General features: G+C 40.0%; 17 protein-coding genes and 2 tRNA genes. 11 read left to right on the top strand and 8 right to left on the bottom strand.

Annotated features, from left to right (window positions below; all coding sequences use genetic code 11):
• Positions 1-201 precede the first annotated feature (201 nt).
• From MYF79_RS27615 to MYF79_RS27595, 5 genes are all read left to right on the top strand, one after another.
• A tRNA-Gly gene (locus MYF79_RS27615) sits at positions 202-274 on the top strand.
• 52 nt (positions 275-326) lie between these two features.
• Positions 327-412: transfer RNA gene (locus tag MYF79_RS27610), tRNA-Leu, on the top strand.
• 85 nt (positions 413-497) lie between these two features.
• Complete coding sequence (locus tag MYF79_RS27605; protein ID WP_247811101.1) at positions 498-785, top strand: DUF6922 domain-containing protein; 288 nt, start codon at positions 498-500, stop codon at positions 783-785.
• 3 nt (positions 786-788) lie between these two features.
• Positions 789-1,577, top strand: a complete 789-nt coding sequence (locus MYF79_RS27600; RefSeq protein ID WP_247811100.1) for a nucleotidyl transferase AbiEii/AbiGii toxin family protein — start codon at positions 789-791, stop codon at positions 1,575-1,577.
• 384 nt (positions 1,578-1,961) lie between these two features.
• Positions 1,962-2,582: a DUF4365 domain-containing protein gene (locus MYF79_RS27595; protein ID WP_247811099.1), complete on the top strand. Its 621-nt coding sequence runs from the start codon at positions 1,962-1,964 to the stop codon at positions 2,580-2,582.
• An 82-nt stretch (positions 2,583-2,664) separates the two neighbouring features.
• Here MYF79_RS27595 and MYF79_RS32550 read toward each other — a convergent pair whose 3' ends face one another.
• Positions 2,665-2,856, bottom strand: coding sequence for a DUF1016 N-terminal domain-containing protein (locus MYF79_RS32550; RefSeq protein ID WP_410688424.1), 192 nt, complete (start codon positions 2,854-2,856; stop codon positions 2,665-2,667).
• A 181-nt stretch (positions 2,857-3,037) separates the two neighbouring features.
• Between MYF79_RS32550 and MYF79_RS27590 the strand changes: the two genes are divergently transcribed.
• Both MYF79_RS27590 and MYF79_RS27585 read left to right on the top strand, forming a co-directional pair.
• The gene (locus tag MYF79_RS27590; RefSeq protein ID WP_247811098.1) at positions 3,038-3,871 is read left to right on the top strand and encodes a hypothetical protein; all 834 of its coding nucleotides are present in this window, start codon (positions 3,038-3,040) and stop codon (positions 3,869-3,871) included.
• A 5-nt stretch (positions 3,872-3,876) separates the two neighbouring features.
• Positions 3,877-4,440 (top strand): hypothetical protein, encoded by a 564-nt coding sequence (locus MYF79_RS27585; RefSeq protein WP_247811097.1) that lies wholly within the window; start codon positions 3,877-3,879, stop codon positions 4,438-4,440.
• Here the strand turns inward: MYF79_RS27585 and MYF79_RS27580 are convergent.
• Entirely contained in the window at positions 4,429-5,373 is a 945-nt protein-coding gene (locus MYF79_RS27580) for a hypothetical protein (RefSeq protein ID WP_247811096.1), read from the bottom strand. The two genes, MYF79_RS27585 and MYF79_RS27580, sit on opposite strands and share 12 nt — an antisense overlap.
• Before the next feature lie 936 nt (positions 5,374-6,309).
• On the opposite strand from MYF79_RS27580, the gene MYF79_RS27575 reads away from it, so the two are divergent.
• Complete coding sequence (locus MYF79_RS27575) at positions 6,310-6,636, top strand: hypothetical protein (RefSeq protein ID WP_247811095.1); 327 nt, start codon at positions 6,310-6,312, stop codon at positions 6,634-6,636.
• Between the two features lie 141 nt (positions 6,637-6,777).
• On the opposite strand, the gene MYF79_RS27570 is transcribed toward MYF79_RS27575, so the two are convergent.
• The 3 genes from MYF79_RS27570 to MYF79_RS27560 form a co-directional block, all read right to left on the bottom strand.
• On the bottom strand, positions 6,778-7,032 hold the full coding sequence (locus MYF79_RS27570; protein ID WP_247811094.1) for a hypothetical protein: 255 nt from the start codon (positions 7,030-7,032) through the stop codon (positions 6,778-6,780).
• Positions 7,033-7,649: 617 nt separating this feature from the next.
• Complete coding sequence (locus MYF79_RS27565) at positions 7,650-8,006, bottom strand: DUF805 domain-containing protein (RefSeq protein WP_247811093.1); 357 nt, start codon at positions 8,004-8,006, stop codon at positions 7,650-7,652.
• A 68-nt stretch (positions 8,007-8,074) separates the two neighbouring features.
• A complete protein-coding gene (locus tag MYF79_RS27560) occupies positions 8,075-8,431 on the bottom strand; it encodes a winged helix-turn-helix transcriptional regulator (RefSeq protein ID WP_247811092.1) in 357 nt (118 codons plus the stop codon).
• A 92-nt stretch (positions 8,432-8,523) separates the two neighbouring features.
• On the opposite strand from MYF79_RS27560, the gene MYF79_RS27555 reads away from it, so the two are divergent.
• From MYF79_RS27555 to MYF79_RS27545, 3 genes are all read left to right on the top strand, one after another.
• Complete coding sequence (locus MYF79_RS27555; RefSeq protein WP_247811091.1) at positions 8,524-9,054, top strand: NAD(P)H-dependent oxidoreductase; 531 nt, start codon at positions 8,524-8,526, stop codon at positions 9,052-9,054.
• An 88-nt stretch (positions 9,055-9,142) separates the two neighbouring features.
• Entirely contained in the window at positions 9,143-10,240 is a 1,098-nt protein-coding gene (locus tag MYF79_RS27550) for a hypothetical protein (protein ID WP_247811090.1), read from the top strand.
• A 179-nt stretch (positions 10,241-10,419) separates the two neighbouring features.
• Positions 10,420-11,067 (top strand): hypothetical protein, encoded by a 648-nt coding sequence (locus MYF79_RS27545; protein ID WP_247811089.1) that lies wholly within the window; start codon positions 10,420-10,422, stop codon positions 11,065-11,067.
• 60 nt (positions 11,068-11,127) lie between these two features.
• Here MYF79_RS27545 and MYF79_RS27540 read toward each other — a convergent pair whose 3' ends face one another.
• From MYF79_RS27540 to MYF79_RS27530, 3 genes are all read right to left on the bottom strand, one after another.
• The gene (locus MYF79_RS27540) at positions 11,128-11,595 is read right to left on the bottom strand and encodes a hypothetical protein (protein ID WP_247811088.1); all 468 of its coding nucleotides are present in this window, start codon (positions 11,593-11,595) and stop codon (positions 11,128-11,130) included.
• Positions 11,596-11,732: 137 nt separating this feature from the next.
• Entirely contained in the window at positions 11,733-12,734 is a 1,002-nt protein-coding gene (locus tag MYF79_RS27535; protein WP_247811087.1) for a hypothetical protein, read from the bottom strand.
• A gap of 257 nt (positions 12,735-12,991) precedes the next feature.
• Complete coding sequence (locus MYF79_RS27530) at positions 12,992-15,487, bottom strand: glycoside hydrolase family protein (protein ID WP_247811086.1); 2,496 nt, start codon at positions 15,485-15,487, stop codon at positions 12,992-12,994.
• Positions 15,488-15,503: the final 16 nt, after the last annotated feature.

Genomic DNA, 15,503 nt, shown 5'->3' with positions numbered 1-15,503 from the left:
ATATTGTACCGAACGGTACACAAGCATCCTTCTTTCGTTTCCTTGCGGGAGAAGGATGTTTTTCCTCACACTACATTTATAATTTTAAATAAATTTGAAAAAAAATGGATGGCTCCGTTGGTTATTTAAAAACAAATCCTATCTTTGCAATCCCAACGAAAAAACAACAGGTTTGATCAGCGGGAAAGTTCTTCAATACAAGCGGAAGTAGCTCATTTGGTAGAGCACGACCTTGCCAAGGTCGGGGTGGCCGGTTCGAGCCCGGTCTTCCGCTCAGTACAAAGCTTCCAAATTGCCAGGCAGTTTGGATTTTTTGTTTACGGGATACCCAGGTGGTGGAATTGGTAGACACGCCGGACTTAAAATCCTGTTCTCCGCAAGGGGAGTGACGGTTCAACTCCGTTCCTGGGTACAGAGAGCATGACGCTCGGAAAGAATTAAAGGCATCGCGGAAGCGGTGCCTTTTTTGTTTTGGGCTTATTTAGTAATTTCAATGTGTGAATAAGTCTATTAAAATATCATCTGTTTTTCCCAAACACTTATTTTGGGATGTAAAGATGGAGCAATTAGATGCTGAAACAGATCAGGGTTTAATTATTCCAAGAGCTCTTTTCATGACAGATGAACTATCCTTTGTTCAGGATATCGAAAAATTAGAGTTGATTTATTCAAGCGATGAGATTATTGACACGCTCAAAACAACCAAAGAACGGATTAGTAATAAGGTTTGTGAAATGGTTGCCCATAGGTACCATATACCCGTATTCCGCAGATATTCCAATTAATATATGTTAGGTGATCAATTTGAACAAGCTCTTACACAAGAGCTTGTAGATACCATTGTTGAACTTCAATCTCTACCGGGTCTTGCCACATTTGCCTTGGCAGGAGGTACAAGCCTGGCACTTCGATTTAATCATCGTAGATCGGTTGATATCGACTTATTTTCAAATCAGGTAGTAGGTAAAGTAGGATTAGAAACTATTATCTCAGAACTTAAAGAAATTTATGAGAAGGATCTGGTGCATTTTGAGATTATCGATCCGGAGGCAGGAGACCAATTTTATTTTCTCAGGGCATTTATTCGAAAATCAAAAGAGTTAATAATTAAAGTTGAAATAATTCAAAATATCGCCGTCCTGGATACTTTTGAATACTATAAAGGAATTCGAACGCTGTCGCTTAGAGATATCGGACTTTTGAAGCTGGTAAGTGCAAGCAATAGAAAAGCAAAGAAAGATATCTATGATCTGGACTTTATTACAGAGCAAATTGAATTGCCTGATCTTATGATGATGTTAGAAGAAAAACAAAATAGATATAAGGAAGCGGCTTCTAAATCATTATTTGATTTGGATAGAGAACATACCCCTGTTGATAATATTAACTTGTTGCTCGCCTTTGATGATGTGGATTATACTGCATTACCTCGCAGACCTAATCACTCACATGATTTGATCGATATTTTACCTTCAGGTAAAAATTGGAGATTAGCACGGAGTAGCTGGCGCAGAAAGGTGATAAATTTAATGCGTTTGCGCGGCATGGAACCACCATCTGTAAAGCCGGTTAACTAGGTAAAAAATTATGTAATCATATTATTTCATTAAAATCTAGTAGATACTGGACGAATTGATTCGTTAATTGTCAAGTCCCGGGTATATATAAAGCATGACGCTCGGAAATTAGTAAAGGCATCGCGGAGCGGCGCCTTTTTGTTTAGAAGAGATGTACTACTGTAGCCTATATCAAGCTACCCAAATTCCTTATTTTCTTCAAGTTTACTACCAGTGTATAGTGTCAGTGATCAGTCTCATCTAATTAAGTGTTATAGGCTTAGAATACATCAATTTCAAGAGAAATTGAATATATGATAAACCTGATACAGCATATTCCAATAGATGCCTTGTAAGGGGGCTTGCAAATTGATTTGTGGTATCTGGCAAAAAACTTATCTTGCTTTGAGAGCATTGGATATTGTTGATGTTCTAAGAATGCATAAGCCCCTCTACTTTGATATGGAAAAAAAACTCACTAACCAACAACTCTCTGATCGAAATAGGAAAATTCAAGACAAATCAGCTCTTCTGCTGCGTCAAACCATTAGTGACCTCATCTTCGATGACCCGGATTTGGGAATCCGCATAAGAAGTGAAGAAGATCAAAATGACAAGGGGGTCGATTTTGAGATAGAACTTGAGGGAGGTGGAAGGTCGTTTCTATTGTTTAAAATTCAAAACAAAGGTATTCTAAAATTAAATCCGTTAAAAAAGGAAAAGACAAAAGCGTTATTTAGTTATCAAATTGATATTAAGAATTTGAGACACTATAGATATGACATACCAGTGGCATTAGTTTTCACTGTTTGTGACATAACTAATAAAAAGGTGTATTGGCATTCCGTTCAGTTAGATGATGAATTAGATGAGAGAATGCTAGCTGCCGAACAATCTAGCAAACGCAGCATCCAGCTATATATAAAGCTGTCTAAAACGGAGGTCATTGGGCCACCCGTAACGGAGCATACCGGGCCAGTCAAAACGGTGATATTGGGCCAAAAAGAAGAACACGTATCCGCCTAAAACGGACTTAACGAGCCGGTCTTCAAGTTTTACACACTTAGATCGGAATCCGACTTTAATATCTCGTAATAATGACTCCATGTCAATTTGTGGACAGTGTCCCACTTTTTTGAAAAAAAAGATATAACTTCCTCATATAAAATAAGTTATACCTTCCGGAGCCTTTTCCATATGCTGCTGTCAAGTCTTTCGACAAACGATCAAACAGCTGACTGCCATACTCAGCCTTTTCGTTCCCCTTTTGCTCATAACGCCCGGAAAGAATTAAAGGCATCGCGGAGGCGGTGCATTTTTTGTTATTTTTAACAATGGGCATGTTAACCTCGCTGTAATTGCTCCAGGAGGTTCTAAAGAATTTCAGAATACATATTTACAGTCAGTAATATGTGAAATAGTTACTCCTTTACTGTTCAAGCCAGAAATTCGCTAAATTTAGCTTACGTTAAAAGTCATCTATGTTTGGAAAATTCTACCTCACCGTTTTTTTACTCTTTGTTAATAGTAAGACTCTTTTTTCACAGTTCTTGCTGACTTCTTCGGATGATCCCACTATTAAGGCATTATCTATTCTTCCTGATTCTTCACTAAAGAAAATAGTTACGGCAGTTTATCTCAAATTGGACTTAAAAATGACAGCCCCAAAACAGGTAACACTTGATATTACAAATCAATTTAACAGAATTATAAAGGTACCTGATAGCATTCATTTCAAAAGTATTATAAGGGCCAGCTATCAGATTAAATTGCAAGGTTATCTCTACGATTTTATTGCAGAAGACGACACAGCAATTTTAAAGGAATTCAGCATAAATACTGAGGAAATGGAGGTAATTAATCTTTTAAGGCAGTCAGGAGTTCATCTATGGAAATATACACATAAAAAATCTGAGTCTGCATCTGCTGACGGAAACAATAAACTTACATCCTCTTCAAGTCAGATGGTTTCTGTTACCTGTACTGTCAATACACCCAATTACGCACAAATCCCATGTACTATAAAGTATGTTCCTTCTGAAGCTGATATATATATTGTTCCCAAAATAGAATGGAGAACAAAATATAAACTATCGGAGCCGCCAGCACCTACAGAATTAACCGAAAGTGTTCTAAATGCATTGCTCAGCAAGAAGGTTAATAGGGATAATAATCCTTTTTCCATTGGTCTCAATGAGCGCTCTTACGTAATTTTATTATCCAATACTAATAAACTTCTCGGGTTTGAATATTTGGAACCTTCAAGGAAGGATTCAACAAGGAATCAAATTACTGTAAAACCTAGTAAACGATAATTTATATGGCAAGCACGACGAGTTTGTTTCAGAAGCTCCGGAACTCGATGTTGATTATTCCTGGGTTTGGATTGCTAACAGGGGGGCTATTTCTTCCTCCTGGATTTTCATTCAAGATAATTGCAGGATTGCAGGAAGCAATTTGCCTCTTCATAATAGGCTTGGCTTGGAAGAATAGAGAGACATTAAAAAAGTGGCCGGTAAAATTTGCCAATAAGCTGGCGACGATTACTTTAATAGGATTTATAGTAAGTTTCTTCTTATATGGATTTTTATTTCGGATGTCAACAATTGATTCAATGAAATGGAATACCGAGCTTTTTGTTCCATTCTGGGCTAATGATAGAGTAAATGAACTTGGAGGTTACCAGTATATTTATGATGAGTATGGCGTAGATGACATAAATGAAATAGTAAAAAAGGACTGCAAGGGATTGTTGTTTATAAGCGAAGTCATTATCTATACTAATTACCTATTGATCTTTGCTTGCTTAACATTAACTTTCACTTTTCTGGACATCAAGCACAGGATCGTAACTTCGCAAATAGCTACTTCTCTACCTATGTAGGGCTTTCAGCATGTTAACGACAGCCGGAGTAAAATGCGCTTGCAGTTTTTTTAGATCATTATCCGGTAATAGGTATCGGTCATTTGAATTTTCTTTTGTAAAAGCATAACTATTTTTAATTAAAATGGTTTGTTTAGAATTCATAATCTTTTCTCTGTTTTCCCAATAAGTTTTTATTATCTGAGTGAAAGATTCATCAATTCTAGAATACAATTCTTTTAATTCATTATTTGATACCAGTTGACTATATACTTGGCCATAATTGTTTTTTGCCTCGAAAAGATAATAAGCAATGAAAAGTTTGAATTCGTAGTAAGAAGTTATTAGTGTGCCACTTTTTATCATGTAATCAAACCATACGCGACTACTATCAGCTGGATAACACGTTCTAAGGTAATCGTATTCCTTTACTGCGGTTAATACGCTATAGTAGTATGCCGATAACTCCTCTAGTAATCCATATATGCCGTTTTTCCTTGAATCACCTTTAAAAGCAGGGTCGTTTTGATCAGTTATGTTTTTTCCGATAATGTAAGATTGGTACCTTAAATTACTATCAACTAAGTTTTTTGGAAAAATGGGGGCGATTAAGGATGACTCAAAAATATTAGGAACTCTTTGTAAAATGTACACTCGTTCACTAAAATAATATTTACGGGCGCCACTAATTAATTCTTCATTCAAGCTTTTATTATAGTGATGGAGTTGTTCGTGTACTAATACAGGAAGGCAATTAAGCAGTTGTGGCTCTGCATCCCCTTCACAAAAGAAGCCTGCCGACATATCTCCGTGGCAAATGATCTTAGAGAGAGAGGGAATATAACGATTCACAAAGTCCTTTATGAAAATTTCGCAATTGCTGCAGTGAGTTTGTGGATATGCATAACTCGAAATTATAAGGAGCATTGGGATAAGGAAGGCTTTGCGACGCATGCGGTACAATAGTTTGGTTGAAACTTTTGGGGTTCAGGAAAAAAGTGTCGATAGCAAATATAACTCATAAAGTGGTACTCACTGTGACAACTTCCAGAAAGTGTCAATTTTCTTTATCGGTTCTAAGCGATCGAATCGAACTTCTCAGAATGTTGATTCCTCTATTTTTCTTTCAATCGCTTTTAAAATTAATCTCGTAATCAAATCCTTTTGATTGCAATTTTTGGAGCCACCTTTTATATAGATTCCGGCCAATTACAATTTTACCGTCTTTTAGATATAGTGTTTCTCCGGTAACGAAAGTCTGAAGATCCTGCTTGAACTCTAATTCCAAGTCATCCAAAAAAATGGATTCTTGCCGGGATAGCGTCCACAGTGCATTAAGTTTCTCAGAAATTATAGCAAGTTGATTCATGAATGATTATTCGAGCTATACAAAATTAAGGAATTTAATTTATTACTTTTTCTGCTAAGTAATTGATTATAGGGTGTAATTTCATTGACCAAGATATATAATATTGCCAAGTCTTAAATTAGATGGATATCGCCCGCGCTTGGTGGTATGGAACCGCCATCCATAAAGCCGATCAACTAGATAGAAGCGTTCATATTGATAATTTGGCTTTAATAGGTGAATATCCCACGTACCTACTCAGGAGAAAAGCGGGTTGTCATTTCAATCACATCAATCAGTATTTTTGTACCATCTGAGCTAATAAGTTCATATCATAATTGGACTCCGGCGCATATTGAAATGAATTTCGAGCTAATTATCTCCTATCTCCAAAATTACATTATGGAGGCTTTATTATCTTTGGTATAGAGAGATATCCTTCGCTATATAAGTGCTAATACAAAATGGCCTTTACTAATTATCTGTTCATTCCCTGCTTCAAAGGAGGCTAAACCTGCAGCTATACCTTTGAAAGCCCCCATGTGCAGGCAATTTTAAACATAAAGTTTAGTTCTTTGATTTTAAAGGACATTATTAAAATGAGACAAATAAATATGCCATCTTGGTTCAATGGTAAGATTAAAATAGCGCTAACTAGTGTTATATTAGTGGCAATAGCAGTAGGTGGAGTCGCATTTAAGGAAAGCAAGGGCAAACGGGTCCATATTTATTGTAGTGATGGTCCAGGACTAACTGTTGATAAGTGGGAAAATTTGGTGATAGCAAACCCTAGTTATTTTAAGGGATATTGTGACGTTGCTCAAAATGTAAATGTACAAGCTGCGGTTCCAATTAGACCTTCCAATTGAGAGATAGTAATTAAATACAGGACTAAACTCCTGGTAATATCTAAATAAAATTAAGGATAGAATTACAAAAAGGTTACTTCAAAGAATCCACCTTTGTGGATTCTTTGAAGTAACCTTTTTGTTTATTAACGCTTTTGTCAACTATTCGTTTATTACATACTTCTGCGCAGTACACATGCCGCCAGGAACGGTAGTACAATATCCCCATATCTGACCTGTTGTGGTTATTCTCAGGGATATTCCCGTTACTGTGCCTGTGCAACTGGTTGTTGGCGTGTAAGCACAGTACAGTGTCCCGATAAATCTTTTATTATCCGGTTTTACTTTAAAGGCCAGTACGGCTCCTATTATTGCGGAAAGGCATACGACCGATAATATAACTCTCGATTTTTTCATAATAAAGATGCTTTTTGATCAAAAGCTAAACTTTAGTTTTTTGGAAAAAATTTACTTCTCACTAAGAGCGATAGACTATGCCCTTTTTCGAAGTATCTGAAAAGCTGCTCTCATGTTTCATTCAAACATATCTGCATTCCCTGTTAAATGGCCCGAATTTAAATAGAGGATATTTATATAAATCATCCCTTCGCTATGAGATGATAACGCAAGACAAAGTTAGCAAGTGATGAAGATGTGGAATTTGGAGATGCGGATAATTTAGATCCTTAGCCAGTTTGGACTAAATTTAATTGTGAGGATGTCTGTGTGCTGTTCTGCAAATGCTTTAGAATATATTTTTCGTCCCGGTAGCCGGCTTTATGTCCTGGGTTACAGCCGAATTGCTAATTTATAAACCTTTCATAGTTAGCCTGTAAGTTAAGCTGTAGTACTTATTAACACTTTCCTTTAACGTGTTCTGAACAGGGGCAGCTGACAGTCCTTTGACAACTGTCTAGCCTGATTGGATAGCTGCAGGTTCAATCTACCAGGCTGCCACAGCTCGGACGATTTAGGACGAAACAAAAAAGGAGGCTTTTTCGCCTCCTTCAATATACGCTAAGTAATATAACTACTTATACATCACTTTGTCCAATCGATTCTATCTCTTTTTCTATCGAATTAACTGGATTATCCTTCGGATGAGAATTTGGGAATCCATATTCATTTGCTCCCTCGTCTCCCGGTTGAAATAGCAACCAAAAAACATAAAACGGGATGATCTGCCAGCCACCACCTTTGCCAAGATCATGACAACGCTTCGAACCCTGCGCGAAGAGCAACCAAAGCGTTGGAATATAAAGAATTACAAAGAATGGAGAAGATTCGGCAAGTATTTGAGCAATCACGGCAAATACAATATAGGCAACATAAGTAATGGCATACTCTGATCTTCCAATTCTGCCTTCAAAGGAAAAGGGATGTTTAAACATAAGGGTAATTTAAAGTAGGACAATGATACATCAATAAATCCAAAAAAGCCACGGGGGAGGGTACTTCTTTACATCAAATTCTTATGTTTCTCCCCCCATTTTTCCAGTTGTTTAATAACATCCTTCAGCTCATACCCAATTTCCGTCAGTTCATATTCAACCCTTGGTGGAACTCCTGCAAAAACTGTCCGCCTGACAATCTTATATTCCTCTAATTTTCGCAACTGCAAGGTTAGCATACGCTCGGTAATGTTGGGCAATCGTCTTTTCAATTCTCCAAATCTGAGCTTCCCGTTTATTAACCAGGAACAGATAGCCAATGACCATTGTCCGCCTATAATGTTAGCGGCATACACTTCAGCGCATTCATCTGCTAAGGCCTGTTTATTGGCAAAGTTGGTGGATGTTTCCTTTATCTTTGTCATACTGACATTTTTTATAGTACCGTACAATAGGTTGTTAATGTGCAAAATTAGTGCTAAGCACTTTAATATTGCAGCAGAAAATTTTTAATCAGATGAAAACATTGGTGATCGTAACCCACCCCGATATTAAAAACTCGGCTGTTAACAAAAGATGGATTGATGAGCTGGAGAAATACCCTGACAAATATGTCGTTCATCGGTTGTATGAAGTGTATCCGGATGAGAGAATTGATGTGCTGGCAGAACAAAAGCTGGTTGAGCAGTATGACAAGATTGTATTTCAATTTCCTTATTATTGGTTCAACTGCCCTCCGCTTTTAAAGAAATGGCTAGACGAAGTTATGACGCACGGCTGGGCTTATGGAAGTAAGAGCGGGTATAAGATGTCGGGAAAGAAAATTGCGCTGGCGATATCAGCGGGTGTCGATGAACATGAGTATAGCCCGGCAGAAAGGTATAAATATACGCTGGCAGAATTAACGCGTCCTTTCGAACTCAGTTTTGAATATGTTAAGGCAGATTATCAACCGCTTTTTGCATACTACGGAATTGAACTAAACTCATCGCCTGAATGGATTGAAAGAAGCGTGCCACTATATCTGAAATTTTTAAATTCTTTATAAAACAAGGGTTGTTCATTTGAACGACCCCTATGACGATCAACTAATTATATTCGTATATTTGCGCCCCTATCCCTTTCAATGAAATTAAATGAAACGTTTCTTAACAGCCGCATTGTTTTTATTCCAATTTGCCCTCGTGTCAGCTCAGGACTCCACCAATGTTGGCAATCTCACATTTGAACCGGAACAACCGCCGGGCGAAATCATAAAGCTCGATGTAAATATTCCCGTTCATCAGTTTGCAATGCCTGTTAAAAATATCCAGGTACTTGCCATTTGTGGCGATAATGCTGTCCTGGGCGCCTTACAATACAGAACGGAAAAGGTCAGAGCCCTTGCTATTCCTGATAAACCTTTACAGGAATATCTGCAGGAGTATGTGAACAGGCAATACAGTGATCAGTACAGAAAGGATGGTAAGGAATTGCTTTGTGTCATTCAATATCTTCGCATAGGTGACCGGGGAAGATTAGACAAGTCTTATGTCCGTATCAAAGCAGCTGGTTTTCACTCGTCAGACAATCAGCAATTCCAGCTTTCATGCCAGATAGACACAACCCTTTCCAATGATACCAAACGTGCAAGCCGTAAACATAGCGAGAACATTGCGCAGGCAATTGACCTGCTGATGCAGGCCGCCGACAAGTCCAGGCTGACTGTAGCATTTCACTCAAAAGAGGAGATAGTTAATAAGGCATGGGAACGCTATAAACAGCCGATATATAGCGCTGATACATTGACGGATGGCATATATACCAGTTACAGAGAGTTCTTGAAAAATGCACCATCTGTCAGAAAATTTAGAGTAAGCATGGAGTACAATAAAATAGTCGCTTACCATTTACATGACGATAGTACAAGCAATGTTATTAAAGAGCCATGGGGCATGTGCCACCAGGGACGACTATACCGGTTTAAATGGAATGGTTTTATCCCTTTAAAACGCAATGGACTGTCTTTTGACCTGGTCGACTTTGGTCTTGAAACAAATAAAGATATTAAAGGCACCGCGGGAAGGGTGGTGGATATTGTAGGGGGGCTATTATTTCTTGGACCGGCCGGTATTCCGTTGGCGATTCCATCAGCCTATGTTCGCGGTGGCTATACAGTCAATGCTATCCCTTATCTGGTTGATCCTCCTATTGCTACTACGATAGATCCATTTACGGGAGAGCTAATGTTTTAAGTAGTTTAAAAAATCGAGGTGTCGACGAAAGTTGGCGCCTTTTTTATTCCCCTTCTCCGCAGATACACCGCAGCTGCATACCTTATGTTTGCATAACACATTTATAACAATTATTTCATACTTGTTTTCTTGTATGGCTCCAGCTACCATACTAATTTCCCGGCTTAAACTATTCATTTATGAAACATGCTTTATTATTCGCTGCACTCATCATGACGCTCGCGGTACATGCCCAGAAAAGTTCGTTAACAGAATATCCAGGTACTTATAAAATAGGTAAGGGAGATGCCGCGGAAGATACTAAAGTAGAACTGGTAGAAGATAAATTAAATATCAGCGGCCGGGCGGGTAGTGCCAATCTCAGCATGCAGAAACCTGATACCTTCTCTGTTGATGAATATGGCGGCGAGGTAATATTCCTGCGTAACCCTGCTAAACAGATATCAGGTATCAAAATAAATATCCCTGCAGGTAACATAGACGTGGAAGGCATCCGTGTGGAAGATCTGACAGAATATGTTGGCACTTACAGAATGGCGGGAGGCGACGATGCGGACGATGCGAAAGTGACTTTGAAGGATGGTATCCTTACTATTAGTGGCCGTGCCGGAAGCGCAGATCTGAGCCGCCAGAAGGCAGATACCTTTAATGTAGAGCAATACGGCGGACAGGTTATATTTAAGCGTACTGCCAACAAGATCTCCGGTATCAAGATCGATATTCCTGCAGGCAATATCAATACGGAAGGCGTGAAGGTGGAAAAAGATGCACCTGCTGCATTCTTACAACCAGCAGAGCATAAGAAATCACTCGCTTACCGGTTATAACTTAACAAACCGGCCTGGAACCATACCTGGCCGGTTTGTTAGATGATGTCGTGCTTAGCGTTAATAAATCTCCAGGATCACCGTATCTGTTTTGTTAAACAGGAAGCTATCTTTCACTTTTTTTTGAAACAATACTTTTGCAAGTGGGGCATCAGGTGAAAGAAAGAAAATCGTCTGATCATCTATCACCTGTTTGCCTAATCCGGCTGCAATAAAAAAGGAATGAGCATTACACCTGATCAATGCCCCCGTTTGAGCTGTAGTATAAATAATATCTGTATTTACTTTCTGTAATTTGTCCAGCTCCCTGATATTTTCCGCCAGTTGCCGTGCATACATATCTTTTTCCAGGTGGCCCATCGCTCTTCCCGTTTCGTATTTATCACCTGCCGAACTTTTATCTTCGCTATTCGCTGCCTCCTGTGCGTTATCAACGGCCGATTTGGCGATAGCGATCCGTTCTGTTATCAATAGCTCGCCGGCCTTTTTCAGTTTTGTTTTAAATGCGATCATTTCCTGGCCTGTCATAAGTTGTTGATTGGGTAGAGGCTAATTTAAAAAGCGCGGTTTTGAATCTGGAGGTAATGTAACAGTTGCAGCACCGTTTGAGAAAGCCTCAGTCATGTAAAAAACCTTTTTGGATTGGAATATTAAATACTGTTTGGCTAAGATACTTTGCTCTCTTCAGGTATATTGTCCACCGGAATATTCTTTTCTATACAATACGCCTTCGATGCTGTTTCAGACAAAAAGAAAGGATCACAAAAATCTGCGAGCTCTTTTTCTAATGCAGAGACGTACCTGTTGTCAGCAGTTACATATTTTTCTACGTGCTCGGCAAATTTTTCAAAGTCGGCATTAATTTTACAAAGCTTATCAATCGTGATAAAATCCAGTTCTTTGTATTTTGCGGGAAAAATAATTTCACTCTCAAATGGATTGGCATTTAGTCGTATAATGCCGATGCCAAAGGCCTGATTCAGGCGTTTGATCTCATCCATTAAAATGTCATTGATTTCAAATACTACGAGGTATCCATAGTTGGCCCAACTCGAATTAGAAACAGCCTGAAAGAAGCATTTTTTCAATTCATAATCTGTTTTTATTTCTTTCTTTATTTCATATGCCATTAATTCAAATATGCCTTTCCTGTTAATCGCTTTCATGAGCGACTGACTTGTCTTTGTATGTAAAGCCAGAAAGCGGATGCCGATCATATCCGGATGAATCCATTTTTGATGACTATCTTTGGAATTAGATTGTTCGTGGAATATTGTTTTTGACAATATCCCTGAAGAGTTAAGAAAGCTACTCAATAGTTTGTGCAAGCTCCGTTCTTCAAAACCATAAATCGTAGTGGGCTCTTGCACTGAATTATATTTTGGTTCATTATCCACCACTTCAAGCGCTTCGAGGCTTATCTCACTTTCATATTTCGACAAGAAATAAGTAAAATTCCCACCCTTTTGAGGAATCCTTTTCACTCTGGAATCACGGTTACGGATAAAATTGCCTAATAATGCGGAAACTGTTGAAGCAGGAGTCTTAGCTTCTTTAAAATCATATAAGTGATCTTCTACAATTTTTTTATAAACCTGCATATAGTTAGCAGGGGTCTTAATTTCATCCAGGCACTTAATAATAGCATCACTTAAGGTCATCGCCATAAGGGGAAGGGTTTATTTATCAATGTTTCATGAAGTCAAAGGGACTTGCTTCATATTTAAAAGAAAACGTAGCGAATTTAGGAATTTTCGATTAATGTAAGAATCGATCACATACCCAATGATATATTAGCCTTCTAAATAGAGGCCTCTTTAAGCAACGAAAAGGGCCGGCCTCAAAAAGACCAGCCCAAACTTTTATTAGCTACTACAGTTGATACGTAACAGGCTTCCTGATACACTGTTAATTCCTACCACACCTACAGCGCCTGTATATGCAAATGATCCAGCGCATCGGCAAACAGATACCTGATATTTGCACCTCTTGCCTGCGCATTGGTAATCGCAGTACGCAGGGTATTCCTGGACGCTTCATTGGCAATATGCCCCAGGTCTCCGTTAACACTACCGGTAGGAGAGTGTTCATTCCAGCGGTTAGGCAGGAATAAATTACCGGTGGTGTTCAGATTTTGATATTCCGGCAGGAGCGTAGGAGGCTGCGTATTCGCATATACGGTGATATGCCTGTTATAAGTATTGAAGTCATGGTCTGCACCTGCGCCATCCGCATAAGGCGGTCTTGGTAATCCCAGTGCATAACTACCTGGCGCCAGGTTATTAATAGCCACTACCACGGCATCCAGGCATTGCTGCTGATTACGCACATCAATTCGCTTGCCATCAATATGGGTGAGGTCAACAGCAGTGCCGTTGGAATGATGGGAGGATGCCGGTCTGATATAACTGAGTATGCCAAACGCCGGATTCGCGCTGCTATTGTGATCCAGGGAGAAATAAAGCATTTGTGAAATGCTTTGCAGCAGGCTCAATGACGGCGTAAAGGTGTTATTGTTTAATGTATAAGTGCCATTTGCCCTGATCTGCTCCAGCTGTTGCCGGATATTAGCAGGAATCAGTACACGACCGGGATTAGACAGTATATCTCCCGCTACCTCCTGCAAGGTAAGCCCCTTGGCGGTGGCGAAACCATTGAAGCTTTGTGCGCCTGATGCTGCAGGCGTAGCGGCATCAAAACGCAGGAGGTTATTATGCTCTATGATAGAAATGAGCACATTCGCATAATTAGGATCAGTGGCATAACCCGCACGGGCTATCTCACGGGCAAACTGACGCCCGTCATCTGTATGATTGAAGGCCTCGCGGTACCTGCTGTTGTTGACCAGGAAATTACCATGGTCATTGAAGCTTTCTACAGCATTGGCGTAAGCCCTGAAGTAATCTTTTACCCTCCAGCGATAGCGCGTGTTGCCATTGCCATCTGTAAACTGTTCAATGGATATGATCTCCGGATAGGGGTGACGACTACGATCGTTATCACTATGGATCTCAGTCGTAGTCAGCAGCTGTTTTTCTCCGCCCCAGGAAGAGCCGGCCTTGATACCGAAGAAATTAAAACGGGGAGCATGCCTGCCCCAGCCGGATTCCAGTGCAGCCTGTGCCAGCGTTACTGATGCAGGTACGCGCGTCTGGCGCATGCTGTCTACTGCATTCTGTGCATATTGTTGTATAAAGTCGTCCTGTACAGTAAGGTCGTTGGAGAAGAATGCACGGTTCTCCAAGGGGAATGACTGTGCATTGCTGGCGCCGCCATTCCACATTTCTATCTCCGCATTACGACGGTTGACCAGGCCCTGGGACGTCACCAGTGCTCCATTTTGCCTGATCTTTACCCATTTTCGCATTTCCCCAGGTACCGCACCATAATTTCCCTGATTGAGCAGCCTGCGTAAGGTGGATTGCCTGAAATTGGCGGAGCCGATATTATATACAAAGCTTACAAGTGCGTCAAACTGGTTTTGATTCAGCGTCACCAATACCTGTTGATTGATCGTCTGCTGGAAATCACTTATCCTTTCCATCAGCAGTTCCGTAGCCCGCTGATCTGTGATCCCGTTTTCATAAGGTTGTTCAGAAGGTGCACCATTACAGTTACCCTTATGTATCAATGTTCCATAACCAATAGTGCAATGACCTGCCTGATCATTGTATTTCCTGGCCCGGAAACCTTCCAGTCTCTTGATCAGATCAACACCACCGGTAGAAATGGTAGAGAACGATACCGCTGTATTAAATGCAGAAAAAGAATGGGCTGCAGATACGCCTGCCGGCCAGTGTACGATCTGTATCCTGCCATCCCAGTCATCGCTGACGCGCACTTCCCTTTCAAATTTCACGAGGAAGTCAGAAAACTTTTCCGGATAGGTAGTACCCGTGCCGGGATCTATGATGGTCAGTGTAGTGCCCTGCGGAGTACCATCGCCTTTAATGGCCGTCATGATGCGTGCATGGATGCCGAATTTGGCGTCAGAACCTTCTGCCGTAGTCACCCAAATGGGACCATGAGTACGCAGGAGCTGTTCCCAGCCCGAAATGGTTAAACTCTGGGGATATTTGAATTCGAAGCCTGCTTTATTCAGGAAGGGTACTTTTTCTGTAGCCAGCAGCCATTGATTGGCTTTGTATTTGGCAAGATAATTAGCCCCGATTGCGCCTATTGCAGTCTCAATAGAAGTAGAACGGTGGTCGCGCCAGGAAATCATCATTGTGGCCACTGTAGCCCAGCATACCAGCCCGGAAGGCTGTTTAATGACATCCACTGTACCGGGAATCTCATAATCCACCGCATCGAATGAATTGGCAAATCTTTCCACAATAGAAGCAGATCTGGCATAACCATTTGATCTGCGTCTTCCGGCGCCAAGCAGGTTGCTTACTTCAAAGAAACGATTTTCCATTTTAGAACGGATTGAG

Origin of the sequence: Chitinophaga filiformis (assembly GCF_023100805.1) — a bacterium.
GTDB lineage: Bacteria > Bacteroidota > Bacteroidia > Chitinophagales > Chitinophagaceae > Chitinophaga > Chitinophaga filiformis_B.
Note: the sequence above shows the minus strand (reverse complement) of the source record. Positions and strands in the feature narration are given on the sequence as shown.